The organism is Georgenia satyanarayanai, from assembly GCF_023715365.1.
Lineage (GTDB): Bacteria > Actinomycetota > Actinomycetes > Actinomycetales > Actinomycetaceae > Oceanitalea > Oceanitalea satyanarayanai_B.
In genome coordinates this window covers 1-22,362 of the sequence record NZ_JAMBNZ010000009.1, presented here as the reverse complement: position 1 = coordinate 22,362, position 22,362 = coordinate 1, and the positions used below count along the sequence as shown (strand labels likewise).

17 protein-coding genes and 1 rRNA gene are annotated in these 22,362 nt (G+C 70.8%); 5 read left to right on the top strand and 13 right to left on the bottom strand.

Annotated features, from left to right (window positions below):
* Positions 1-26 precede the first annotated feature (26 nt).
* The 3 genes from cimA to M3148_RS11825 form a co-directional block, all read right to left on the bottom strand.
* The gene (gene cimA, locus M3148_RS11835) at positions 27-1,646 is read right to left on the bottom strand and encodes a citramalate synthase (protein ID WP_251304912.1); all 1,620 of its coding nucleotides are present in this window, start codon (positions 1,644-1,646) and stop codon (positions 27-29) included.
* A 322-nt stretch (positions 1,647-1,968) separates the two neighbouring features.
* On the bottom strand, positions 1,969-3,063 hold the full coding sequence (locus M3148_RS11830; RefSeq protein ID WP_251304911.1) for a branched-chain amino acid aminotransferase: 1,095 nt from the start codon (positions 3,061-3,063) through the stop codon (positions 1,969-1,971).
* A gap of 130 nt (positions 3,064-3,193) precedes the next feature.
* Complete coding sequence (locus tag M3148_RS11825; RefSeq protein WP_251304910.1) at positions 3,194-4,246, bottom strand: 3-isopropylmalate dehydrogenase; 1,053 nt, start codon at positions 4,244-4,246, stop codon at positions 3,194-3,196.
* Positions 4,247-4,480: 234 nt separating this feature from the next.
* On the opposite strand from M3148_RS11825, the gene M3148_RS11820 reads away from it, so the two are divergent.
* The gene (locus M3148_RS11820) at positions 4,481-6,118 is read left to right on the top strand and encodes a thioester domain-containing protein (protein ID WP_251304909.1); all 1,638 of its coding nucleotides are present in this window, start codon (positions 4,481-4,483) and stop codon (positions 6,116-6,118) included.
* 75 nt (positions 6,119-6,193) lie between these two features.
* Here the strand turns inward: M3148_RS11820 and M3148_RS11815 are convergent, their stop codons facing one another.
* Positions 6,194-6,787: an ASCH domain-containing protein gene (locus M3148_RS11815; protein ID WP_251304908.1), complete on the bottom strand. Its 594-nt coding sequence runs from the start codon at positions 6,785-6,787 to the stop codon at positions 6,194-6,196.
* A gap of 86 nt (positions 6,788-6,873) precedes the next feature.
* Between M3148_RS11815 and M3148_RS11810 the strand changes: the two genes are divergently transcribed.
* Both M3148_RS11810 and M3148_RS11805 read left to right on the top strand, forming a co-directional pair.
* Positions 6,874-7,425 (top strand): DUF4870 domain-containing protein, encoded by a 552-nt coding sequence (locus M3148_RS11810; protein WP_251304907.1) that lies wholly within the window; start codon positions 6,874-6,876, stop codon positions 7,423-7,425.
* Positions 7,426-7,622: 197 nt separating this feature from the next.
* Positions 7,623-8,735 carry a ScyD/ScyE family protein gene (locus M3148_RS11805; RefSeq protein ID WP_251304906.1) on the top strand — a complete coding sequence of 371 codons (1,113 nt, stop codon included), beginning with the start codon at positions 7,623-7,625 and terminating at the stop codon, positions 8,733-8,735.
* A gap of 62 nt (positions 8,736-8,797) precedes the next feature.
* Here M3148_RS11805 and ilvC read toward each other — a convergent pair whose 3' ends face one another.
* The 3 genes from ilvC to M3148_RS11790 all read right to left on the bottom strand — a co-directional run bounded on the left by ilvC (position 8,798) and on the right by M3148_RS11790 (position 12,278).
* Positions 8,798-9,826: a ketol-acid reductoisomerase gene (gene ilvC / locus M3148_RS11800; protein WP_251304905.1), complete on the bottom strand. Its 1,029-nt coding sequence runs from the start codon at positions 9,824-9,826 to the stop codon at positions 8,798-8,800.
* Positions 9,827-9,892: 66 nt separating this feature from the next.
* The gene (ilvN, locus tag M3148_RS11795; RefSeq protein WP_251304904.1) at positions 9,893-10,417 is read right to left on the bottom strand and encodes an acetolactate synthase small subunit; all 525 of its coding nucleotides are present in this window, start codon (positions 10,415-10,417) and stop codon (positions 9,893-9,895) included.
* Positions 10,418-10,430: 13 nt separating this feature from the next.
* Complete coding sequence (locus M3148_RS11790) at positions 10,431-12,278, bottom strand: acetolactate synthase large subunit (protein ID WP_251304903.1); 1,848 nt, start codon at positions 12,276-12,278, stop codon at positions 10,431-10,433.
* A 438-nt stretch (positions 12,279-12,716) separates the two neighbouring features.
* On the opposite strand from M3148_RS11790, the gene M3148_RS11785 reads away from it, so the two are divergent.
* On the top strand, positions 12,717-13,697 hold the full coding sequence (locus M3148_RS11785; protein ID WP_251304902.1) for a quinone oxidoreductase family protein: 981 nt from the start codon (positions 12,717-12,719) through the stop codon (positions 13,695-13,697).
* Between the two features lie 72 nt (positions 13,698-13,769).
* Here M3148_RS11785 and ilvD read toward each other — a convergent pair whose 3' ends face one another.
* From ilvD to M3148_RS11760, 5 genes are all read right to left on the bottom strand, one after another.
* Entirely contained in the window at positions 13,770-15,470 is a 1,701-nt protein-coding gene (gene ilvD, locus M3148_RS11780; RefSeq protein WP_251304901.1) for a dihydroxy-acid dehydratase, read from the bottom strand.
* Positions 15,471-15,582: 112 nt separating this feature from the next.
* Positions 15,583-18,408: a M14 family zinc carboxypeptidase gene (locus M3148_RS11775; RefSeq protein ID WP_251304900.1), complete on the bottom strand. Its 2,826-nt coding sequence runs from the start codon at positions 18,406-18,408 to the stop codon at positions 15,583-15,585.
* Between the two features lie 70 nt (positions 18,409-18,478).
* A complete protein-coding gene (locus M3148_RS11770) occupies positions 18,479-19,219 on the bottom strand; it encodes an amino acid ABC transporter ATP-binding protein (RefSeq protein WP_251304899.1) in 741 nt (246 codons plus the stop codon).
* Entirely contained in the window at positions 19,216-20,001 is a 786-nt protein-coding gene (locus M3148_RS11765) for an amino acid ABC transporter permease (protein WP_251304898.1), read from the bottom strand. Before M3148_RS11765 ends, M3148_RS11770 begins: the two co-directional genes overlap by 4 nt.
* A gap of 3 nt (positions 20,002-20,004) precedes the next feature.
* Positions 20,005-20,820 (bottom strand): ABC transporter substrate-binding protein, encoded by an 816-nt coding sequence (locus M3148_RS11760; RefSeq protein WP_251304897.1) that lies wholly within the window; start codon positions 20,818-20,820, stop codon positions 20,005-20,007.
* A 168-nt stretch (positions 20,821-20,988) separates the two neighbouring features.
* Here M3148_RS11760 and rocD point away from each other — a divergent pair, with 168 nt between their 5' ends.
* Entirely contained in the window at positions 20,989-22,197 is a 1,209-nt protein-coding gene (gene rocD / locus M3148_RS11755; protein WP_251304896.1) for an ornithine--oxo-acid transaminase, read from the top strand.
* A gap of 60 nt (positions 22,198-22,257) precedes the next feature.
* Here the strand turns inward: rocD and rrf are convergent.
* Positions 22,258-22,362, bottom strand: a 5S ribosomal RNA gene (gene rrf / locus M3148_RS11750); the annotation flags it as partial.

Here is a 22,362-nt window from a genome sequence, read left to right as displayed (position 1 = left end):
CACCGCCCCTGCCGCGGCGGTCGCGGTCAGCGCGGGTGGACGTCACGGTGGAGCAGCCCGTAGACGACCGAGTCGACCAGGGCCTCCCAGCTCGCCTCGATGATGTCGGGGCCCACGCCCACCGTGCTCCACGAGCGGGCGCCGTCGGAGGTCTCGATGAGCACGCGGGTGGTGGCGTCGGTGCCGGACTGGGTGTCGAGGATGCGCACCTTGAAGTCGATGAGCTCGAAGTCCTCGAGCTCGGGGTACACGTCGACGAGAGCCTGGCGCAGGGCGTGGTCCAGGGCGTTGACCGGGCCGTTCCCCTCACCGGTGCACACGACGCGGCCGCGGCCCGTGTGGAGCTTGACGGTGGCCTCGGCGAGAGTGAGGGAGATGTCCTCGCTCAGCGTCTGCACCATGGCCCGCCAGCTCTCGACGGTGAAGTAGCGGGGGCGGGCGCCGTCGAGCTCCTCGCGGAGCAGGAGCTCGAAGGACGCGTCGGCGGCGTCGAAGGTGTAGCCCTGCGCCTCGGCGGCCTTGACCCGCTCGGTGACGCGCGAGAGGACGTCGGCGCGGCCGGACAGGTCGATGCCGAGCTCGCGGCCCTTGAGCTCGATGCTCGCCCGGCCCGCCATCTCCGAGACCAGCATGCGCATGTCGTTGCCGACGGCGACGGGGTCGATGTGCTGGTACAGGTCGGGGTCCACCCTGATCGCCGAGGCGTGCAGGCCGGCCTTGTGGGCGAAGGCGCTGGAGCCCACGTAGGGCTGGCGGGCGTAGGGGCTGATGTTGGTGATCTCGCTGATGGCGTGGGACAGGCGGCTGGACTCCCGCAGGCCCTCACCGGCGAGGGTGTCGACGCCGTGCTTGAGCTCGAGGTTGGCGACGACGGTGACGAGGTCGGCGTTGCCGGTCCGCTCGCCGTAGCCGTTGACGGTGCCCTGGACGTGCCGTACCCCGGCCTCGACGGCGGCGAGGGAGTTGGCGACGGCGCAGCCGGTGTCGTTGTGGGCGTGGATGCCCAGGACCCCGTCGACCCGGGAGCGGACAGCGGTGACGATCTCCCCGACCCAGCCGGGCAGCATGCCTCCGTTGGTGTCGCACAGGACGGCGACGTGCGCGCCGGCGTCCAGGCCTGCCCTGATCGCGGCGACGGCGTACTCGGCGTCGTAGCGGTAACCGTCGAAGAAGTGCTCGGCATCGAGGATGACCTCACGGTCCTGCTCGCGCAGGTAGCGGACGGTGTCGGCGATCATCCGCAGGTTCTCCTCCCCGGTCGTGCGCAGCGCCCGCTCCACGTGCCGGATGTCGCTCTTCGCGACGATCGTGACGACGGGTGCCTCGGAGTCGACGAGGGCGCGGACCTGAGCGTCGTCGTGGGGGCGCGTGCCTGCCTTGCAGGTGGATCCGAACGCGGCCAGACGCGCGTGGCGCAGGTCCAGCTCCTTGGCGGCACGCGCGAAGAACTCGGTGTCCTTGGGGATCGCGCCGGGCCACCCGCCCTCGATGTACCCGACCCCGAGCTCGTCGAGGAGCGGGGCGATGGCGAGCTTGTCCGCGACGGAGAGGTTCATCCCCTCCTGCTGCGCGCCGTCGCGCAGGGTCGTGTCGTAGACGTCGATGGTGAGCTCAGCCTGCGAGGCGGGGCGCGTCGTCGTGCTCATGGTGTCGGTCTCCCTGTGTCAGCCGTCGCAGTCCTGCTCCCCGGCGGGGGTGGTGCCGGGTCTCGGTCGCCGCGGGCAGGTGGCCCCGGCAACAAAAAAACCTCCCGGGGTACGGGAGGTTGCGCACGTGGCGGGTGGTGCCGCGTGCGCTAGCCGATAATGAGCCGGAACTGCATGAGGTCATGATGCCACACGCGGAGAGTGATCCGTACCACCCGTCCACCCCCCCCCGCCTCCCCCGAACCCCGCATATGCGGGATTTTCACCGTCCGGCCGGCGCCGCGGCCGCATTATTCCCGCATATGAGGAGAGGGGGGCGGGGTCAGGCGAGGGGCTGCATCCAGCCGTGGGGGTCGGGCGCGTGACCGAACTGGATGTCGGTGAGCTGGGTGAACAGGCGCTCGGTGACCGGGCCCGCCGCGCCGTCGGCGACGGTGATGTCAAAGGACTCCCCCGCCAGCCGCCCGATGGGGGTGATGACCGCGGCGGTCCCGCAGGCGAAGACCTCGCTGACCGAGCCGTCGCGAATGCCGGCGAGCAGCCCCTTGAGCGGGATGTCGCACTCCTCGACCGGGTTGCCCTGGTCGGCGAGCAGCGTGAGGATCGACGCGCGCGTGACGCCCTCGAGGATGGTGCCGGTGAGGGCGGGGGTGCGCACGACGCCGTCGGCGCCGACGACGAAGACGTTCATGCCCCCGAGCTCCTCGAGGTTGGTCCCGGTGCCGGCGTCGAGGAAGCACACCTGGTCGAAGCCGCGGGCGTAGGCGATCTGCTGCGGCAGCAGGCTCGCGGCGTAGTTCCCGCCGAACTTCGCGTTGCCGGTCCCACCGGGGCCGGCGCGGTGGTAGTCCTCGGCCACCCAGATCGAGACCGGCTGGAAGCCGTTGACGAAGTAGGGGCCCACCGGGGAGGCGATCACGAGGTACTCGTAGCGGTGCGAGGGCCGCACCCCGAGGAAGGGCTCGGTCGCGACCATGAAGGGGCGCAGGTAGAGGCTCGCGCCGGCGGCCGCCGGCACCCACTCGAGGTCGGTCTCCACGAGGGCGCGGATGGAGGCGAGGAAGTCCCCGACCGGCAGCTCGGGCATCGCCAGGCGCCGCGCGGAGGCCTGGAAGCGCCGGGCGTTGGCCTCGGGGCGGAAGGCCCAGGCCGAGCCGTCGGCGTGCCGGTAGGCCTTGAGGCCCTCGAAGATCTCCTGGCCGTAGTGGAAGACCGAGGCGGCCGGGGAGAGCTCGAGCGGGGCGAATCCCTCGACCCGGTGCCCGTGCCACCCGCCGTCGACCGTCCACGTCGCCCTGGCCATGTGGTCGGTGAACTCCACACCGAAGCTCAACCGGTCCAGGGCGGCCGCGCGCTCGGCCGTCGTCCGCGGCCGCGAGCTGGGCACGATCGCGAACTCGGCAGGTGCAGTGGTCATGGCGGGCCTCCAGCGGTCCTTCGGTCATCCGCCCCACGGCGGGTGCTGGTGCGTGCAGGGGTACTCGAGGGTAGCGCCGGGGAGCGCGTCGCCGGGAACCGGGATCGCCGGTTCCCGGCGCGGACCGCCGTCAGGGGACGGGCTGTGCCTCGGCGACGCCGGCCGCGAGCGCGTCGCCGACCTCGCTCGTCGTGCGGGGGGTCGTTCCCCGGGCGGCGATGTCAGCGGCGACGGCGCGCTCAACACGGGCCGCGGCGTCGCCGTGGCCGAGGTGCTCGAGCAGGAGCGCGACCGAGAGCACGGTGGCGGTCGGGTCGGCCTTGCCCTGGCCGGCGATGTCCGGCGCGGAGCCGTGGACGGGCTCGAACATGCTCGGTGCGGTGCCGTCGGGGTTGACGTTGCCGGACGCGGCCAGGCCGATACCGCCGGTGACGGCCGCGGCGAGGTCGGTGACGATGTCGCCGAAAAGGTTGTCGGTGACGATGACGTCGAAGCGTGCGGGTTCGGTGACGAGGAAGATCATCGCGGCGTCGACGTGGAGGTAGTCCACGGTGACGTCGGGGAACTCGGCGTTGACGCGCTCGACCGTCCGTCGCCACAGGTGGCCGGCGTGGACGAGGACGTTGTGCTTGTGGACGAGGGTGAGCTTCTTGCGGGGCCGTGCCGCGGCGCGGGCGAAGGCGTCTCGCACGACGCGCTCGACGCCGAAGGCGGTGTTGACGCTCACCTCGTTGGCCACCTCGTGCGGCGTGCCGACACGGATGGCCCCGCCGTTGCCGACGTAGGGCCCCTCCGTGCCCTCGCGGACGACGACGAAGTCGATGTCGCCGGGCTCGGCCAGGGGCGTGGACACACCGGGGAAGAGCTTCGAGGGGCGCAGGTTGACGTAGTGGTCGAGCTCGAAGCGCAGGCGGAGCAGCAGCCCACGCTCCAGGACACCGCTCGGCACACCCGGGTCCCCGACGGCGCCGAGCAGGATGGCGTCGTGCTGGCGAATGGCAGCGAGGTCCTCGTCGGTGAGGGTCTCGCCGGTCCGGTGCCAGCGGGCGGCGCCGAGGTCGTAGGGGGTCGTGCGGACGGTGACGTCCGTCAGTGCCGCGTCGAGGACCTTGAGCCCCTCGGCGACGACTTCCTGACCGATCCCGTCCCCGGCGATCACTGCGAGGTCGATGCTGCGCGTCATGCGGGTCATCGTAGAGAACCGTCCACGTGTCGGGACGCGCGTCTCACCACGTGAGCGGAGTCTCCGGTTCCCCCACGCGGGGTGACGGCACCGTCCTTTCGCACAGCCAAGGGACCCTACTTTCGACGGGCACGACCTGGAGCCTGCAGGTACCGTCCGGTCTGGCGACGCACCGGACAGTGCTGTCCGGCCCTCCATACCGACTTGAAAGCAGGGCCTTCCATGCAGCACGGCTTGAGACCACGACCCGCGAACGCGGTGGCGCGGTGGTTCGCACTCGGCATCGCGGCGATCGTGGCGATGATGACGGTGGTGCCTGTCGCGGCGTACGCGGACACGGACACGGACGACTACGTCCACATCGGCGACAGGAGCCAGGCGCAGAGGGGCGAGGGCATCGCGAGCCTGTTCCCGATCTTCACCAGCGAGGGCAGCCGGACCACCGGAGTGCCCGACCTGTGGGCGTACTGCATCGAGTACAACGTCGCTGCCCGTTACGACACTCCGGCGGAGCGCGCCGGGTGGAGCGAGTTCCCGGGCGACAACGCCTTCAGCACGTCTCTGGATGTGCGGGAGAAGATCGCGTGGATCATCACGAACAGCTACCCGACGCTCACCCTGGAGCAGCTCGGCCAGGCCGTCGGGGTGCCCGACCTGACCGTCAGCGAGGCCGTCGCTGGCACGCAGTACGCGGTCTGGAAGCTGACGGACGGCGTCGACGCGGAGCTGAGCGCCGACGCACGCACCGTGCGTGAGCACCTTCTTGGCGAGGCCAACGTCGGGCTCCCCGAGAACGACAGCCGCGCCGAGGTCACCCTCACGACGACGACGGAGCAGCAGCACGCCGGCACCCTGGTGGGCCCCGTGACGGTCACCACCAACCGCGACTCGGTCACGGTCACAGTCGACCCCGCCCTGCCGGTCGTCGACGCCGACGGCATGGAGATCGAGCTGAGCTCCGTGCACAACGATGACCAGCTCTACCTCGACGCGCGTGAGGAGTCCGCGGCCGGTTCGGCCACGATCGAGGCGACGGCAACCGCATCGGGAGTCACGGGGTCCATCCTCAAGGTCCCGGCCGCCGGCGGTAGCGCTGCCGGCCACGCGCAGACCATCATCCTCGTCGACGCGGCCAGTGGCGCGGACGCGAGGGCGACGCTGTCCTGGGGCGCCCTGTCAGACGATCGGCTGGTCGCCCCTGTCATGCCCGAGGTGACGCAGGCCGTCTGCACGGAGGAGGGGGACACCACGACCCCGTCGATCACCCCGGCCACCACCGAGGGCGTGGACTACTCCTTCGAGGGTGAGGTCCAGGCCGGCGGCACGGTCCAGGTGACCGCGACCGCCCAGAAGGGCTACACCCTCACCGCGGCCGAGGGCTGGACCGTCTCCGAGGACGGCACTCGCGCGATGACCACCATCGAGCTTGCGGAGGTCGACTGCGCATCCGTGCCCCTGCCCGATGTTCCCGTGGCTCCCGTGATGCCCGAGGTGACGCAGGGGATCTGCACGGGCGAGGGGGACACCACCACCCCGTCGATCATCCCAGCCACGACCGAGGGCGTGGACTACTCCGTCGAGGGCCACGTCCAGGCCGGCCGCACGGTCCAGGTGACCGCGACCGCCCAGGAGGGCTACACCCTCACCGCGGCCGAGGGCTGGACCCTCAACGACGACGGCACTCGCGCGATGACCACCGTCGAGCTCACCGAGCCCGGCTGCGCAGTCGCCGGTGAGCAGACCCCCGGGGCTCCGCCCGCGGGGCGGCTGCCCAGCACCGGCGCGAACGCGATCATGCCGCTCGCCGTGGCGGGCGCACTCCTCCTCGGTGGGGCCGCAGCGGTGATCCGTCGCCGCTCGCTCTCCCTGTAGGCACTGAGCAGGCACGCAGGGTGCCCGGCCACCGGCCGGGCACCCTGCGGCGTTCCCGGCGCGAGGGCGGTTGCCTCAGGTGAGGACCGGCTCCCGCTCGTTCGCTCCCTGTGTGTGTCGTTTCGGGTCGAGGAGCCGGAAGCGCTCGAGGACGACCTCGCTGTCGTCGTCGAAGCTCAGTCCCACCTCCGCGAGCTCCGCGGCGAAGAAGGGCGCGTGGACGGCCCGCCAGTGCTCGAGCGACAGGTCCCCCTCCCCCTCGGCCGTGGCGTGCGCGGCGTCGACCACGGAGTACGGGACGACCTCGATCGCCGTCGTGACGATGAGCGCGCGCGGGCGGCCCGAACCGTCGAGGATGATCGAGAGGTCACCCGGCCGCGGCACCGACTCGCCGCGTACGGCGTAGGGCTGGGCCGCGCTCGAGGTCCCGGTCTTCCGGCCGCTGAGCACCAGGCCGAGCAGGGAGTCGGCCTCGCGAGGATCGGAGCCGAAGGACCACGCGGGCGGCTGCACCGATCCGATCGCCTGCTGCCCGACGACGACGTCGAGCCGGGTGAGGCCGGCCCTCTTGCGAGCCGTCGCCCAGTAGGCGGCGACGGCGGCGTCCCGCGCCTCCGCCGTCCCCGGCTCGTGCTCGGTGCTGCCGTCGGTGTCCTCGCTCCACGTCATGGGGCGAGTGTGCCAGGCAGTGAGGACAGCGGCGCCGGCGCGCCCGTACGCTGGGCCCGAGCACACCGTGCCGACGAAGGAGCACCATGTCCACCACGCCTCCGGACGACTTCCGCGACCAGAGCGAGCCGCCGCCCTCGGGTGGACAGCCGTGGCAGGGTGCCGGGTACTCGTCCCAGGGACAGCCCTACGCCGAGCAGCCCTACGGTGGCCCGCAGGGCGGCTACCCGCACCCCGGGCAGCAGCCCTACGGCTACCCGCCGTACGGGCAGCGGCCCGACGCCTCGAACGACGACCGCACGATCGCCGTCGTCGCGCACCTGTCCCCGTTCATCGGCATCGTCCTCAGCGCCGGTCTCCTCAGCTTCCTCGCGCCGCTCATCGTGTGGTTCGTCTGGCGCGACCGCGGACCCCTGGTGCGGAACGCGGCCGCGAGCGCCTTCAACTTCAACGTCACCGTGTGGGTCGCCAACGCCGCCGGCTGGATCTGCGCCGCCACGATCTTCCTCCTGCCGGTCGCGGTCATCCTGTGGGCCGTCGCCTCCATCGCCCAGCTCGTGCTGTCGATCAAGGGCGCGATCGCCGCCAACCGCGGCGAGGTCTACCGCTACCCGTTCCAGGTGCCGATCCTGCGCTGAGCGCCGAAGGGTGAAGGAGGGTGCTTCGCGGAAATCCTCCCTCGTCACCCTGTCCACCGCTCGATACGCGGGCATAGCCTCGCGCTGTCCCGGCGAAGACGGGAGGGCGAGGCGGGCCCGAGAAGCCCGTCTCCGCGCTCTCGGGTACCGGTCGTCCCAGCCAGGGACGGTCGTCCTCCCTCACGCCTGGAGAAGCCATGCGCAAGAGATCCACCCTGACAGCCGGAGCGGGCATCCTCGCCCTGGCCGCCTCCCTCCTCACGGTCCCGGCTCGGGCCGACGACCACGCCCCCGAGCCGGAGGTGGTCACGGGCGGCCTCATCGGCCCGCTCACGGTCGCCGCCGGCGACGGCGGCGACATCTACGTCACCCAGACCTTCGCCAACACGCTGTCCAAGGTCGACGGGGACGGCGCGGTGACCAACCTCCACTCCCTCGCGGGCAGCCCGGAGACCGCCGAGCTCGTCGGCGTCACCTACAGCGACGGCGCCACGTACCACATCGAGAGCGACTTCAGCGGCGAGGCGCCCACCACCTACATCGTCAGGACGAAGGACAGTGAGCGCACCGTCGTCAGCGATGACCTGTGGGCCCACGAGATCGCCAACAACCCGGACCGGTCCCAGCGGTACGGCGTGACCAACGCGCGCGGCACCTGCCTCGACCAGCTCACCGCGTTCCAGGAGACGGCGGGCTTCCCGCTCGTCAACTACCACGGCATCGTCGAGTCGCACGGCTACCAGCTCGAGGTGCACGACGGCACCATCTACGTCGCCGACGCGGCCGCCAACGCGGTCCTCAAGGTCGACGAGAGCACGGGAGACATCTCGACGGTGGATGTCCTGCCCGGCAAGACGATCACGTTCACCGCCGGGCTCGAGGCCGCCTGGGAGGAGCAGCTCGGGCTCGACATCCCGAACTGCATCGTCGGCAAGCGGTTCATCGCCGAGTCGGTCCCGACAGACGTCCAGGTGGGCTGGCTCGGCGGGCTGTACGTCAGCACGCTGGGCGGGGGCGCCGGGGAGGTCCTGCCGTTGAGCAGCGTGTACTGGATCAGCCCGGACGCCGAGCACACCTTCGAGGTCGCCGGTGACCTGCACGGCGCGACGGGTCTGGACGTGACGCCGGACGGCACCGTCATCGTCGCAGAGATGTTCGGCGGAAGGGTCTCAGCCATCCCCCACGGCCACAACGAGGCGACCACGCTCTTCGAGGCGGACTCGCCCGCGGACGTCGCCGTCGCCGGCCACACGGTGTACGCCGTCACCGGCGCCTTCGGTGAGGGCGCGCTGGTGAAGTACGGCGACTGACCGGTCGTCCACGCACGAGGCGCCGGCCGGGATCTCTCCCGGCCGGCGCCTCAGGTGCGAGCTCAGCGTGCGGCGCTGCCCTCGGTGTAGTCGGAGTCCGTGGCCTCCACCCAGCTGAAGAGCTTGCGCAGCTCGCGGCCGGTCGTCTCGATCGGGTGCTGCTCGCCCTTGGCGCGCAGGTCCTTGAACTCCGGCGCACCGGCGTCCTGGTCGGTGATGAAGCGGTCCGCAAAGGCCCCGGACTGGATGTCGGCGAGCACGCCCTTCATGTTCTCCTTGACCTCCGGAGAGATGACCCGGGGACCGGAGACGTAGTCGCCGTACTCGGCGGTGTCGGAGATGCTCCACCGCTGCTTGGCGATTCCGCCCTCCCACATGAGGTCGACGATGAGCTTGAGCTCGTGGAGCACCTCGAAGTAGGCGACCTCGGGCTGGTAGCCGGCCTCGGTGAGCACCTCGAAGCCGTACTGGACGAGCTGGGAGGTGCCACCGCACAGGACGGCCTGCTCCCCGAAGAGGTCGGTCTCGGTCTCCTCGGTGAAGGTCGTCTTGATGCCCCCGGCGCGCAGTCCACCGACGGCCTTGGCGTAGGACAGCGCGGTGTCCCACGCTGTGCCGCTCGCGTCCTGCTCGACGGCGACGATGACGGGCACGCCGCGGCCGGACTCGTACTCGCGGCGCACGAGGTGGCCCGGGCCCTTGGGGGCGACCATGACGACGTCGTGGCCCGCGGCCGGCTTGATGTAGCCGAAGCGGATGTTGAAGCCGTGGGCGAAGAGCAGCGTCGCGTCAGCCTTGAGGTTCGGCTCGATGTCCTGCGCGAAGAGGGTGCGCTGCGCCTGGTCCGGCGCGAGGATGACGACGACGTCGGCGCCGGAGACGGCGTCGGCGATGCTCGCGACCTTCAGGCCCTGGTCCTTGGCCTTGGCGGCCGACGAGCTGCCCTCACGCAGGCCGACGGTGACGTCAACGCCGGAGTCGCGAAGGTTCAGCGCGTGGGCGTGCCCCTGGCTGCCGTAGCCGATGACGGCGACCTTCTTCCCGGCGATGACGGACAGGTCGGCGTCGTCGTCGTAGTACAGCTCAGCCACAGTGTTCTCCCTGGTGTGTGATGTGGTGGCCCGTGAAGGCCGGTGCTTCGTTGGTCAGTGTGGGGGTCAGGCGGTGCGGACCCGCTCGAGGGCGCGGTCGGTCATCGAGCGGGAGCCGCGGCCGATGGCCACGGTGCCGGACTGGACGATCTCGCGGACGCCGTGCGCCTCGAGCGCGGTGAGCAGCGCCTGGAGCTTGGAGTGCGAGCCGGTCGCCTCGACGGTGACGGCGTCCGGGGCGACGTCGACGACGTGGGCCCGGAACAGTTCGACGACCTGGAGGACGGCGGTGCGCGAGGCGTCGTCGGCCCGGACCTTGACGAGCAGGAGCTCGCGCTGGACGGACGACTCCGCCTCGAGCTCGACGATCTTGATGACGTTGATGAGCTTGTTCAGCTGCTTGGTCACCTGCTCGAGGGGCAGCTCCGCGGCATCGACGACGACCGTGATCCGGGAGATCTCCGGGTGCTCGGTCGGGCCGACGGCGAGGGAGTGGATGTTGAAGGCGCGGCGGGCGAACAGCGCGGAGACGCGGGTGAGCACGCCAGGCTTGTTCTCCACCAGCACCGAGAGGGTGTGACGGGTACTCATCGCTTTCCTCGCTTCACTCGTCGCGGTCCCACGAGGGGGTGATTCCCCGCGCGTACTGGATGTCGTCGTTGCTCACGCCGGCAGCGACCATCGGCCACACCATGGCGTCGCGACTGACGACGAAGTCGACGACGACGGGCCGGTCGTCAATCTCCATCGCCTTCTTGATCGTCGCGTCGACCTCGCCGACGGTCTCGGCTCGCAGGCCCACGCAGCCGTAGGCCTCGGCGAGCTTGACGAAGTCGGGGATGCGCGCCGTCTCGTGGCCGGTGTTGAGGTCGGTGTTGGAGTAGCGGCCGTCGTAGAAGAGGGTCTGCCACTGGCGCACCATGCCCAGCGAGGAGTTGTTGATGACCGCCACCTTGATCGGGATGCCCTCGAGGGCGCAGGTGGCCAGCTCCTGGTTGGTCATCTGGAAGCATCCGTCGCCATCGATCGCCCACACCGTGCTGTCCGGCATGCCGACCTTCGCCCCCATGGCGGCGGGCACGGCGTAGCCCATGGTGCCCAGACCTCCGGAGTTGAGCCAGGTGCGCGGGTTCTCGTAGCGGATGAACTGCGCGGCCCACATCTGGTGCTGCCCCACACCCGAGGCGTAGATCGACTCGGGTCCGGAGATCTCCCCGATCCGGCTGATGACGTGCTGAGGGGCGACGAGGCCGTCGGCGGTCGGCGTCCAGCCCAGCGGGTAGGTCTCACGCAGCTCGTCCAGGCGCTGCCACCAGGCCTCGATGTCCGGCTTGCCGAACTGCTCGTGGGCGGCGGCGAGCTCGGTGACGAGGTCGGGGATGGTGTCGGCGAGGTCGCCGACGATCGGGACGTCCGCGTGCCGGTTCTTGGAGATCTCCGCCGGATCGATGTCGGCGTGGATGATCGTCGCCTTGGGCGCGAAGGAGGAGAGCTGACCGGTGACCCGATCGTCGAACCGGGCCCCCAGGGTGACGAGGAGGTCGGCCTGCTGGAGCGCGGAGACCGCCGCCACCGAGCCGTGCATCCCGGGCATGCCCAGGTGCTGCGGGTGGGAGTCGGGCAGCGCGCCGCGAGCCATCAGCGTCGTCACGACGGGGGCGCCGGACAGGTCGGCGAGCCGGCGCAGCGCCGCCGAGGCCTGGGCGTGGATGACGCCGCCACCGACGTAGAGCACCGCCCGCCGGGAGGTGGCCAGCAGACGCGCGGCCTCCCGCACCTGGCGGGAGTGGGGCTTGACCGAGGGCCGGTAGCCGGGCAGGTCGAGCTCCTGCGGCCACGCGAAGGTGGTGGGTGCCTGCTGGGCGCTCTTGGCGATGTCGACGAGCACCGGGCCCGGGCGGCCGGTCGAGGCGATGTGGAACGCCTCGGCGATGCGGGCGGGGATCTCGTCCGGGTCGGTGACGAGGAAGGAGTGCTTGGTCAGCGGCATCGTGGCCCCGACGATGTCCGCCTCCTGGAAGGCGTCGGTGCCGATCGCGGAGGCCCCCACCTGGCCGGTGATGGCGACGATCGGCACCGAGTCCATGTTGGCGTCGGCCAGCGCGGTGATGAGGTTCGTCGCGCCGGGGCCGGACGTCGCCATGCAGACGCCGACCTTCCCGGTGGCGACGGCGTAGCCGGTGGCGGCGTGCCCCGCCCCCTGCTCGTGGCGCACGAGGATGTGGCGCAGCCGCTTCGAGTCGAAGAGCGGGTCGTAGGTGGGCAGGATCGCGCCACCGGGGATGCCGAAGATGACCTCCGTACCGACCTCCTCGAGGGAGCGGACGATGCTCGTGGCTCCGTTGACCTCCTCGCGGATCTGCCCGACGGGCGCGGACGACGCCGCGACGACGCTCGGCACCGACGGCTGCGGCGTGGTGCGCGGCGGCGCGGGGACTGGTCCCTTGGCCATGATGACCCTCCTGGTACCTCGGTGGTGGTGCGGCAGAGCGGCAAACAAAAAACCCCTCGACCCGAGGCGGGTGCGAAGGGATGCGCGCAGCGGGACCGGCTCAGCGGTCGGCGGCTGCGCGCCTGTGAAGTACGACGTCCTGCTGCATGCCAGAACTGTAACCCCGCACCCCAAGGTCACCCAACCGGTCTCACATAATGGATTCCCGTCCCGCAGTCTGAACAGCAGCCCTTGACGTCGACGGCTCGAAACGCTCCGGGAGGGTGACAAGGGACAACGTGCACTCCGGGGGCGACCGCTCCACCGGTTGCCGTACTCGATGACGGCCCGCTGCCCGTCCCGCGGAAGGTGCGGTCGAGCACACCCAGGCCGGACATCGGATCCCGCGGCTGCGAACCTAGCCGCCCACGCGCTGAGCAGACCCGGTATACATGACCCATGCGCGCCGTCCACGCCACCGAGGCCGGGGGCCCGGAGGTCCTCACCGTCATCGACCTGCCCGATGAGCCCCCAGGTCCGGGCGAGGTCCGCGTCGAGGTGGCGGCCGCCGGGGTGAACTTCATCGACACCTACCGCCGCGGCGGGGTGTACCCGGTGGAGTTCCCCCACGTCGTCGGTACCGAGGGAGCGGGCACCGTCGTCGAGGTGGGCAACGACGTCACCGAGCTCGCGGTCGGGGACCACGTCGCGTGGGCCGCCGCACCTGGGAGCTACGCGGAGCGGGTGAACGTCCCGGCGCACGAGGCGATCCCCGTCCCGGCCGGGATCGACCTCCACACCGCCGCCGCACTCCCCCTCCAAGGGATGACCGCCCACTACCTCAGCGCCTCGACCTTCCCGGTGTCACCCGGCGACGTCGCGCTCGTCCACGCCGGTGCCGGTGGCGTCGGTCTGCTGCTCACCCAGCTCGTCGTGCGGCGCGGCGGCCGGGTGATCTCGACTGTCGGCAGCGTGGAGAAGGAGCACCTCTCCCGCCAGGCGGGGGCCCAGCACGTCATCCGCTACACCGAGCTCGACGACCTCACGGCCGAGCTGCCGCAGCACGTTCGCGAGCTCACCGACGGCCGGGGCGTCGACGTCGTCTACGACGGCGTGGGCAGGGCGACCTTCGACGCCTCCCTGGGCAGTCTGCGCCCGCGGGGGATGCTCGTCCTGTTCGGCGGGTCCAGCGGGCAGGTGCCGCCCTTCGACCTCCAGCGCCTCAACGGCGCGGGGTCGCTCTTCGTCACCCGTCCGACGCTCGCGCACTACACCGCCGACCGCGCCGAGCTGCTGTGGCGGGCCACTGACCTCTTCCACGCCGTCGCCGACGGGCTGGACGTCCGCATCGGGCAGGAGTTCCCGCTCGCCGAGGCGGCCGCCGCACACGCCGCCCTCGAGGGCCGGCAGACGACCGGCAAGGTCCTCCTCGTCCCCTAGCCTCGCCCCCTCTTACGCCGAGAGCCGGATCCTCCGTGGAGGAATCCGGCTCTCGGCGCGATGCGGGGTGGCTCAGGCGAGGATGGCGCCCGTGCTCGCCGACTGCACGAGCTTGGTGTACTTGCCCAGCACGCCCTTGGTGAACTGCGGGGCGAGCGGCGCCCAGCCCTCGCGGCGCCGTGCCAGCTCCTCCCCGTCGACCAGGAGGTCGAGGGTCTTGCCGGCCACGTCGAGGCGGATCTTGTCACCGTCACGGACGAAGGCGATGGGTCCGGCGTCGACCGCCTCGGGGGCGACGTGCCCGACGCACAGGCCGGTCGTGCCACCGGAGAAGCGGCCGTCGGTGAGCAGGAGGACGTCCTTGCCGAGCCCCGCGCCCTTGATCGCGCCGGTGATGGCGAGCATCTCGCGCATGCCCGGGCCGCCCTTGGGGCCCTCGTAGCGGATGACGACGACGTCGCCGGCCTGGATGGTGCCGTCCTCGAGGGCGTCCATCGCGGCCCGCTCGCGCTCGAAAACGCGGGCGGTGCCCTCGAAGACGTCAGAGTCGAAGCCCGCGGACTTCACGACCGCGCCCTCCGGGGCGAGGGAGCCACCGAGGATGGTGATGCCGCCGGTCGCGTGGATCGGGTTGTCCAGCGCCCGCAGGATCTTGCCGTCCGGGTCCGGCGGGTTGATGCCCGCGAGGTTCTCCGCGACGGTCTTGCCGGTAACGGTGAGACAGTCGCCGTGGAGCAGACCGGCGTCGAGCAGGGCCTTCATGACGACGGGCACGCCGCCGATGCGGTCGATGTCGTTCATGACGTAGCGGCCGAAGGGCTTGAGGTCGCCCAGGTGCGGGACGCGCTCGGCGATGCGGCTGAAGTCGTCGAGCGAGAGGTCGACCTCGGCCTCGTTGGCGATCGCGAGGAGGTGCAGCACGGCGTTCGTCGAGCCGCCGAAGGCCATGACGACGGCGATCGCGTTCTCCAGCGACTTCTTCGTGATGATGTCGCGCGCGGTGATGCCCTGGCGCAGCATCTCCACGACCGCCTCACCGCTGCGGTGGGCGAACATGTCCCGGCGACGGTCGGCCGACGGCGGGGCGGCGGAGCCGGGCAGGGACATGCCCATGGCCTCGGCCACGGAGGCCATGGTGTTGGCGGTGTACATGCCACCGCACGCGCCCTCGCCGGGGCAGATCGCGCGCTCGATGCGGTCGAGGTCGCCCTTGCTCATGAGTCCACGCGAGCACGCGCCGACGGCCTCGAAGGCGTCGATGAGGGTGACGTCCTTCTCGGTGCCGTCCTCGAGCTTGACCCAGCCCGGCATGATCGTGCCGGCGTAGAGGAAGACGGCGGCGAGGTCGAGGCGGGCCGCGGCCATGAGCATGCCCGGCAGCGACTTGTCGCAGCCGGCGAGGAGCACCGAGCCGTCGAGGCGCTCGGCCTGCATGACGGTCTCGACCGAGTCGGCGATGATGTCGCGCGAGACGAGCGAGTAGTGCATGCCCTCATGGCCCATCGAGATACCGTCGGACACCGAGATGGTGCCGAACTGGAGCGGGTAGCCACCGCCGGCGTGCACGCCCTCCTTCGCTCCCTGGGCCAGACGGTCCAGGGAGAGGTTGCAGGGTGTGATCTCGTTCCACGAGCTCGCGATGCCGATCTGGGGCTTGGCGAAGTCGTCGTCGCCCATGCCGACGGCGCGGAGCATGCCTCGCGATGCCGTCGCCTCGATGCCGTCGGTCACCTGACGGCTGCGCGGCTTGATGTCAGTGGCTTCGGTGGTCATGTCCCGAGTCTAAGACTCCGAACCGACACTCTCGGCGCACGTTCGAGCGGCAAGACATGACAGCGGGGCGGCACCCCGGTCGCAGGTGCCGCCCCACAGGGTCACGCCGGTGTCAGTCCGTCCCGCGACGGCGGGCGACGAGCACCCCGCCACCGCCGGCGAGCAGCACCGTGAGGACACCAAGGGCCCAGACGTCGGCACCGGTGCTGGGCAGACGCCCGCTTCCCGGACCGTTCGTCGGGCCCGCCGTCGGGACGACCGTCGGCTCCTCGGAGGTCGGGGCCGTCGTCGGCTCCTCGGTCGGCTCGGAGGTGGTCGGCTCCTCGGTCGGCTCGGGAGTCGTCGGCTCCTCCGTCGGCTCCTCGACGGGCGGCTCGACGAGTGCGCCCTCGGGACCTGCCCAGTACAGCGCGGCCGCGACGTCGTCGAACATCCCGCGCGGGTGGGTGCGGAAGAGCGGGTCGGTGCCGAAGACGAGGGCCCGAGAGCCGTCGTCGGTCACCGCGGAGATGACCGAGGGCTGGCCGGCAGCCTGCTCCGGCCCGCCGGTCCCGTCCTCGTTCGGCAGCCAGTGACCGCTGAGCAGCGGCTCGGCGGTGAAGGTCTGTTCGACCGTCACCTCCTCCCCGAGGTCGGTGAAGTACGCCGGCCCGTAGGTGAACGCGGCGCCCTCGGCCTGGGCGCCGATGACGCCGTCGGCCGTGTCGACGAGCACAACGCCGTTGGCGCGGCCGGGACCGCTCACCGCCGTCGCCTCGAAGAGCCCAAAGGTGTCGGCTGCCCACGTACCGGCTTGCGCGGAGGCGACGACGCCCCGGCCCGACTCGAAGTACTCGTCCAGCTCGAGCGCTGCCCGCGCGGCAGCGTCGTCCGTGCCCAGCCGAAGCGGCGCCCCCAGCCACAGCACGTCGATCTCGTCGAGGTCGACGGTCCCGTCGGCGAGCCCGGCCGGCGTCACACGAACCGGGTCGACGAAGCCGAGGCCGGTGAGGACCAGCTCGTCCTCACCGCCGTAGGCCGCGGACGAGGTGTAGCCGACGCGCAGCGCGGACAAGCCGCGGACGTCGTCGCCGGCGAGCTCGCTCCCGTCGCTGGCGGTGAAGGCGACCCCGAGCAGCTCGCTCACCACCTCCGCCTCCTCCAGCCCGTCTGGGCCGACGACGACGGTGCCGTCACCGACGTCGGCGACGGCCACCCCTGCCGCGAGCAGGAGGTTGACCGCCTGCACCGCCGCGACGCCGTCGAGCGCGAGGCTCACGTACCCGGCATCGGCCGGAAACGAGCCGGTCGGGGGCGCGACGACCAGCGGCGTCGCCGTGACAGGCAGGGCCGGGTCGGTCGTGTCACCGACGCGGTCGACCTCGGCTCCCCACAGACGGCCCAGGCTCCACGCGGAGATGTCATACATGCTGGGCACGCGGTCGGAGATGTCGGAGCCGTCGGAGAGCAGGACGTTGGCCAGGCCACGCAGTGGCTGGTGCATGTCGACGACGAAGGTGCCTGACGGGTACTCCTCGCCGGCGGCCCCGAAGGCGGCATCGGCGGTGCCGACCTCGACACCGTGGGCGAGGAGATGGTCGACGAGAGTTGCGGCATCGGTCGTCCCGGCGGGGATGAGGTAGGCGCGCGGGAAGTCGGTGCCGGTGACGTCGGGCTCGTCCCACTCCTCGGTCCACTCGTCCGGACCGGCGTAGTCGTCCGGGTCGGGGTTCGCCGGGATCTCTCGCAGCGGCTCACCTTCCTGCCCGCGCCGGAAGATCTCCATCTGGTTGCCGAGGATGGCGTCGCGGTTCTCGTCGACGTAGGCGACCGTCGACTCGATGACCTGGCGGCCGACCTCGCGGTTGGTCACCAGGCGCTGGGCGTTCTCCACCAGCTGCTCCTCCACCGTCGCCGCACGGCTCCGGCCGGGGCCGAGCTCGACGGTGTAGGCGATGGAGCCCTGGAACTGGACATACTGCGGGGTGAAGATCGGCGGCCAGCCGTCCCACCCGGACGGGATGTCACGGAACGGGATGATGATCCCGCCGTCCTCGGTCAGCGGGTTCCCTTCGATGTCCGCGGCGACGACGTCCTGCTCGATCCGCAGCGCGGCGGCGTAGGAGTAGGGCATGAGAAGGTCGTGCTCGTAGTTCTCGCCCTGCGGTGGGCCGGTGGGTTCCACCTGCAGGGTGCCGGTGTACCCGTGCAGGTCGATGAAGAAGACCGGCTGCAGGTCCCCGGTGAGGTCGCGGACGGCGCGGGTCTCCGGCGTCGTGTTCGTGATGAAGTCGCGGTTCGCGTCGAGGTTGAGCGCGGTCGCCCGCGTGCCGGCCACGCGTCCGTCGGGATTGTTCGTCACCGTGAAGTACAGGCGGTACCCCTCGGCGAGGGCCAGGGCCTCCTCGTCACCAGCCTCGAGCGCCCCGACGAGCTCGGTGATGTAGGCGAGTGTGGCGTCGGTGCCGTCCCACTCGTTGCCGTGGATGTTGTTGTTGAACCAGATCGGTGTCTTGTAGCCGGCCATGAGCGCGGCGTCGTCCTGGGCGGCATCGGCGTCGTGCTTGATCCGGTCGCGCCACGCGTCCTGCTGGGCACTCTCCGCCGCGGTCTCCGGGGCCGTGATCGTCACGAGGTACAGGTCGCGTTCCTCGGTGGACTGGCCGACGACCTCGGTGGAGACGTACTCGCTGGTCTCCGTGAGGCCGTTGAGGAGCGGCGCGATCTCGTGGAAGGGGATGGCCCCGCGCCAGTAGGACTGGTCCTCCTCGTTGACCGGCGGCTCGGTGAGCGGCTCCTGCCGCGGGTAGGGCACGCCGTCGTCCTCGGCCGCGGCACTCGCCGTCGGGGGCGTGACCACCGCGGTCACCGGGCCGGCGCCCACCGCGGGTACGGTCACCGCCCCCAGCAGCACGGCGGAGACCGCGGCACCGCACCAGACTCGTCGTCGAACCTGCATCGTGTTCCTCTCGTCAACCTTGCAAAAAGCGGGTGATAAGGAGGTGCGCCAGCGGCGGGGGTCGGAGCAACTAGAGCACCTTCGACAGGAACGCCTGGGTGCGGGCGTGCTGTGGTGAGGCCAGGACTTCTGCGGGGATGCCCTCCTCGACGATGAGGCCGTCGTCCATGAAGACGAGCCGGTCCCCCACCTCGCGCGCGAAGCCCATCTCGTGGGTGACGACCATCATCGTCATTCCTTCGGCGGCGAGGAGCTTCATCACGTCGAGGACCTCACCGACGAGCTCGGGGTCGAGCGCGGAGGTCGGCTCGTCGAAAAGCATCATGTCGGGGTTCATCGACAGGGCTCGGGCGATGGCCACGCGCTGCTGCTGGCCACCGGAGAGCTGCGCCGGGTAGGCGTCCCCGCGGTCGGCGAGGCCGACGCGCTCGAGCATCGCGCGGGCCACCTCGGTGGCCTCCTGCTTGCCGCGCTTGAGGACGCGGCGTTGAGCGATGGTGAGGTTGCCCATGACGTCGAGGTGCGGGAAGAGGTTGAACTGCTGGAACACCATCCCGATGCGGGTGCGCACGGCGTCGATGTCGCAGTCCGGGTCGAGGATGTCCTCGCCCTCGATACGCAGCGAGCCGCCGCTCGGTTCCTCGAGCCTGTTCACCGTGCGCAGCAGGGTGGACTTCCCCGAGCCGGATGGGCCGATGACGCAGACGACCTCGCCGTTGTGCACCGCCAGGTCGATGCCCTTGAGCACCTCGTTGTCGCCGAAGCTCTTACGCAGCCCCGTGATCTCGATCGCGGGGGTGGTGCCCGTCATCGTCCCCTCGCCATCCGTCGTTCGAGCACTGCCACGAGCCGGGTCAGCGGGATCGTAATCACCAGGTAGAGCAGGGCGCCCATGACGAGCGGGGTGCCGTTGCCCGTCGTCGTCTGGCCGTCCCGCGCGAAGGTCGTGAGCTCCTTGGTGAGGACCGTGGAGCCCGCGATGAACAGCAGCGAGGTGTCCTTGAGAAGGAGCACGAACTCGTTGGTCAGCGGCGGGATGATGATGCGGAAGCCCTGCGGCAGGATGATTCTCACCATCGTCTCAGCCGGCGACATGCCGAGCGATCGAGCCGCCTCGCTCTGCCCCTTGGGCACGGCCTGGATACCGGATCGGATCACCTCGGCCATGTAGGCGGAGGCGACGAAGATGAGCCCGACGAGCCCGGCCCCGACGTTGCCGCCGGGGATCCGGAAGCCGAAGGCGATCGGCACGACGTACGCCATCACGAAGATCGTCAAGAGCGCCGGCAGCCCGCGGAACAGCTCGATCCAGGCGGTGGCGAACCACCGGTAGGGGCCGACGCTGGACAGCTTCATGAGGGCGAAGACGATCCCGAGCACCAGGCCGCCGGCGAAGGAGATCAGCGTGAAGAGGAGGGTGTTCTTCAGGGCGATCGTGACGATCTCGGGGAACTGGTCCCGGGCGATGTCGAGGCGGAAGAACTGGTTGGAGATCCGCTCCCAGTCGGCCAGCAGCGCGATGGCCGCGAGGGCGGCGAAGAACAGGACGTACATCCCTGTCCGGGTCAGCCGCCGGCGTGTGGTGAGGCGCATGGGCTAGCGGCGCTCGACGGCGAAGTAGGAGTCGTAGATCTCCTGGTAGGTGCCGTCGTCACGCAGGCCCTGGAGCGAGGAGTTGATTGCGTCGACGAGCTCGGTGGAGGCGTCCTTGGCCATGGCGTAGCCGTACTGCTCGTCGGTCGAGTACTCCTCGACGATGACGTAGCTCGGGTCTGCCTCGGCGTTCTCGATGTTGACCGGCAGGTCTTGGAGGATCGCGTCGATCTGGCCCGCCTGGATGGCCGACCACAGCTCGGCGTTCCCCGGGTACTCCACGAGCGTGGCGCCCTCGGCGTTCTCCTCGGCGTAGGACAGGCCCGTCGTGCCGGCCTGGACGCCGACGTTCTTGTCCGCGAGGTCGGCGATGGACTCGATGCCGGAGTCCGGCGCCACGAGCAGCGACTGGAGGGAGTCGTAGTAGGGCTCGGAGAAGGTGAGGTTCTCCTGGCGCTCCTCCGTGATGGTGATTGCGGAGGCGCCGACGTCGCACTGCCCGGAGACGAAGGTGGTCCCGGACTGGAGCGCCTCGAAGCTGACGTTCTCGACGGCGAGGTCGAGCTCGAGGTCGTCGGCAATGGCCTGGAGGAGATCGATGTCGAACCCGCTGTACCCGCTGGGCGCCTCCGCGTCCTCGAGCTCGAAGGGCGGGTAGGGGACGTTGGAGCAGGCGGTGAGCGTGCCTTCGTCGACCAGCCCGAGGCCGGCACTCTCACCGCTCTCGCCCTCGTCGCCGCCGCAGGCGGACACGAGCAGGAGCGCCGCGGCTGCCGTCGCAGCGAGCGCGGAGCGCCGGGCCAGAGGAGAAGAGTTCATTGTCCGTTGTCCTTCTGCTGGGTGAGAGACGGCTGGCGTCATGCTACGCGGTCCCACGTTACCGGCGTGTCACATGGCTGCCTCGTTGGAACTGGTCTTGAAACGCGGACTTCTCACGGCTCTCCTGCTTACCATCGTGATGGATCGCACCGAGGCGAGGAGGCGTGGATGAGCACCGCGGACACCATCGCAGCCGAGACGTCCGTGATCGCCCAGACCTACGCGCCGCTGCCGGTCGTGCTGAGCGAGGGACGCGGCGTGTGGGTACGGGACGTCGAGGGCCGCGAGTACCTCGACGCTCTCGCCGGGTACTCCGCCCTCAACTTCGGACACTCCCACCCGGCCCTGCTCGCGGCGGCCGAGGAGCAGCTGCACCGCCTCACCCTCACCAGCCGCGCCTTCCACAACGACCGTCTGGCCGGCTTCGCCACCCGCCTGGCACGGCTGTGCGGCAAGGAGCGGGTGCTGCCGATGAACACCGGGGCCGAGGCGGTGGAGACCGCCATCAAGGTGGCCCGGAAGTGGGCGTACACGAGGCGCGGGATGCCGGACGGGCGAGCGCGGATCATCGTCGCCGAGGGGAACTTCCACGGCCGGACGACGACGATCGTCGGCTTCTCGAGTGACCCGGCCGCGCGTGCGGGTTTCGGACCGTACGACGGCGGCTTCGACCCCGTCCCCTTCGGTGACGCTGCAGCGCTGGAGGCCGCCGTCACACCGACCACGACAGCGGTCCTCCTCGAACCCATCCAGGGCGAGGCCGGTGTCCTCCTGCCGCCGCACGGGTACCTCGCCGCGGTGCGGGAGATCTGCAACCGTCACGGCCTGCTCCTTCTCGCCGACGAGGTGCAGAGCGGGCTGGGGCGCACGGGCCACACCTTCGCGTGCGAGTCCGAGGGGGTCGTGCCCGACGTCTACATCCTGGGGAAGGCACTCGGGGGCGGGGTCCTTCCCGTCTCCGCCGTCGTCGCCGACCACGCCATCCTCGGCGTCCTCGGTGTCGGGGAGCACGGTTCCACCTTCGGGGGCAACCCGCTCGCCTGCGCCGTCGGGGAAGCCGTCGTCGAGCTCCTCGAGCCGGGGGACCTGCAGGAGCACGTCCGCCGCCTCGAGCCCGTCCTCGAGGAGGGCCTGGCCCGGCTCCACGCCCTTGGGATCGTGCGCCACCGGGTCCGCGGGCTGTGGGCCGGCATCGACCTCGATCCGCGCGTGGCCAGCGGGAGGAGGCTGTGCGAGGAGCTGCAGCACCACGGGGTCCTCGCCAAGGACACGCACGGCGCGACGATCCGGTTGGCTCCTCCCCTCGTGGTGACCGAGGAGGAGCTTGTGTGGATGATGGAGCGCCTGGAGGCGGCGTTGATGGTGGTGCGTGGGTGAGTGTTGGGTGGTGAAACACGTAAGGGCCGCACCTGAGGTGCGGCCCTTACGGGAATGGGTGTTCGGCGGTGTCCTACTCTCCCACGTAGTCTCCCACGCAGTACCATCGGCGCTGAGGGGCTTAGCTTCCGGGTTCGGAATGGGACCGGGCGTTTCCCCCTCGCT

Bases quoted from the DNA above. Each gene is read 5' to 3' on its own strand.
- M3148_RS11825 (WP_251304910.1), bottom strand. From the start codon at position 4,246: ATGACGCGCAGCATCGACCTCGCAGTGATCGCCGGGGACGGGATCGGT.
- ilvD (WP_251304901.1), bottom strand. From the start codon at position 15,470: ATGACCACCGAAGCCACTGACATCAAGCCGCGCAGCCGTCAGGTGACC.
- cimA (WP_251304912.1), bottom strand. From the start codon at position 1,646: ATGAGCACGACGACGCGCCCCGCCTCGCAGGCTGAGCTCACCATCGAC.
- M3148_RS11815 (WP_251304908.1), bottom strand. From the start codon at position 6,787: ATGACGTGGAGCGAGGACACCGACGGCAGCACCGAGCACGAGCCGGGG.
- M3148_RS11790 (WP_251304903.1), bottom strand. From the start codon at position 12,278: ATGGCCAAGGGACCAGTCCCCGCGCCGCCGCGCACCACGCCGCAGCCG.
- M3148_RS11805 (WP_251304906.1), top strand. From the start codon at position 7,623: ATGCGCAAGAGATCCACCCTGACAGCCGGAGCGGGCATCCTCGCCCTG.
- M3148_RS11810 (WP_251304907.1), top strand. From the start codon at position 6,874: ATGTCCACCACGCCTCCGGACGACTTCCGCGACCAGAGCGAGCCGCCG.
- M3148_RS11765 (WP_251304898.1), bottom strand. From the start codon at position 20,001: ATGCGCCTCACCACACGCCGGCGGCTGACCCGGACAGGGATGTACGTC.
- M3148_RS11760 (WP_251304897.1), bottom strand. From the start codon at position 20,820: ATGAACTCTTCTCCTCTGGCCCGGCGCTCCGCGCTCGCTGCGACGGCA.
- M3148_RS11775 (WP_251304900.1), bottom strand. From the start codon at position 18,408: ATGCAGGTTCGACGACGAGTCTGGTGCGGTGCCGCGGTCTCCGCCGTG.
- M3148_RS11785 (WP_251304902.1), top strand. From the start codon at position 12,717: ATGCGCGCCGTCCACGCCACCGAGGCCGGGGGCCCGGAGGTCCTCACC.
- M3148_RS11830 (WP_251304911.1), bottom strand. From the start codon at position 3,063: ATGACCACTGCACCTGCCGAGTTCGCGATCGTGCCCAGCTCGCGGCCG.
- rocD (WP_251304896.1), top strand. From the start codon at position 20,989: ATGAGCACCGCGGACACCATCGCAGCCGAGACGTCCGTGATCGCCCAG.
- ilvN (WP_251304904.1), bottom strand. From the start codon at position 10,417: ATGAGTACCCGTCACACCCTCTCGGTGCTGGTGGAGAACAAGCCTGGC.
- M3148_RS11770 (WP_251304899.1), bottom strand. From the start codon at position 19,219: ATGACGGGCACCACCCCCGCGATCGAGATCACGGGGCTGCGTAAGAGC.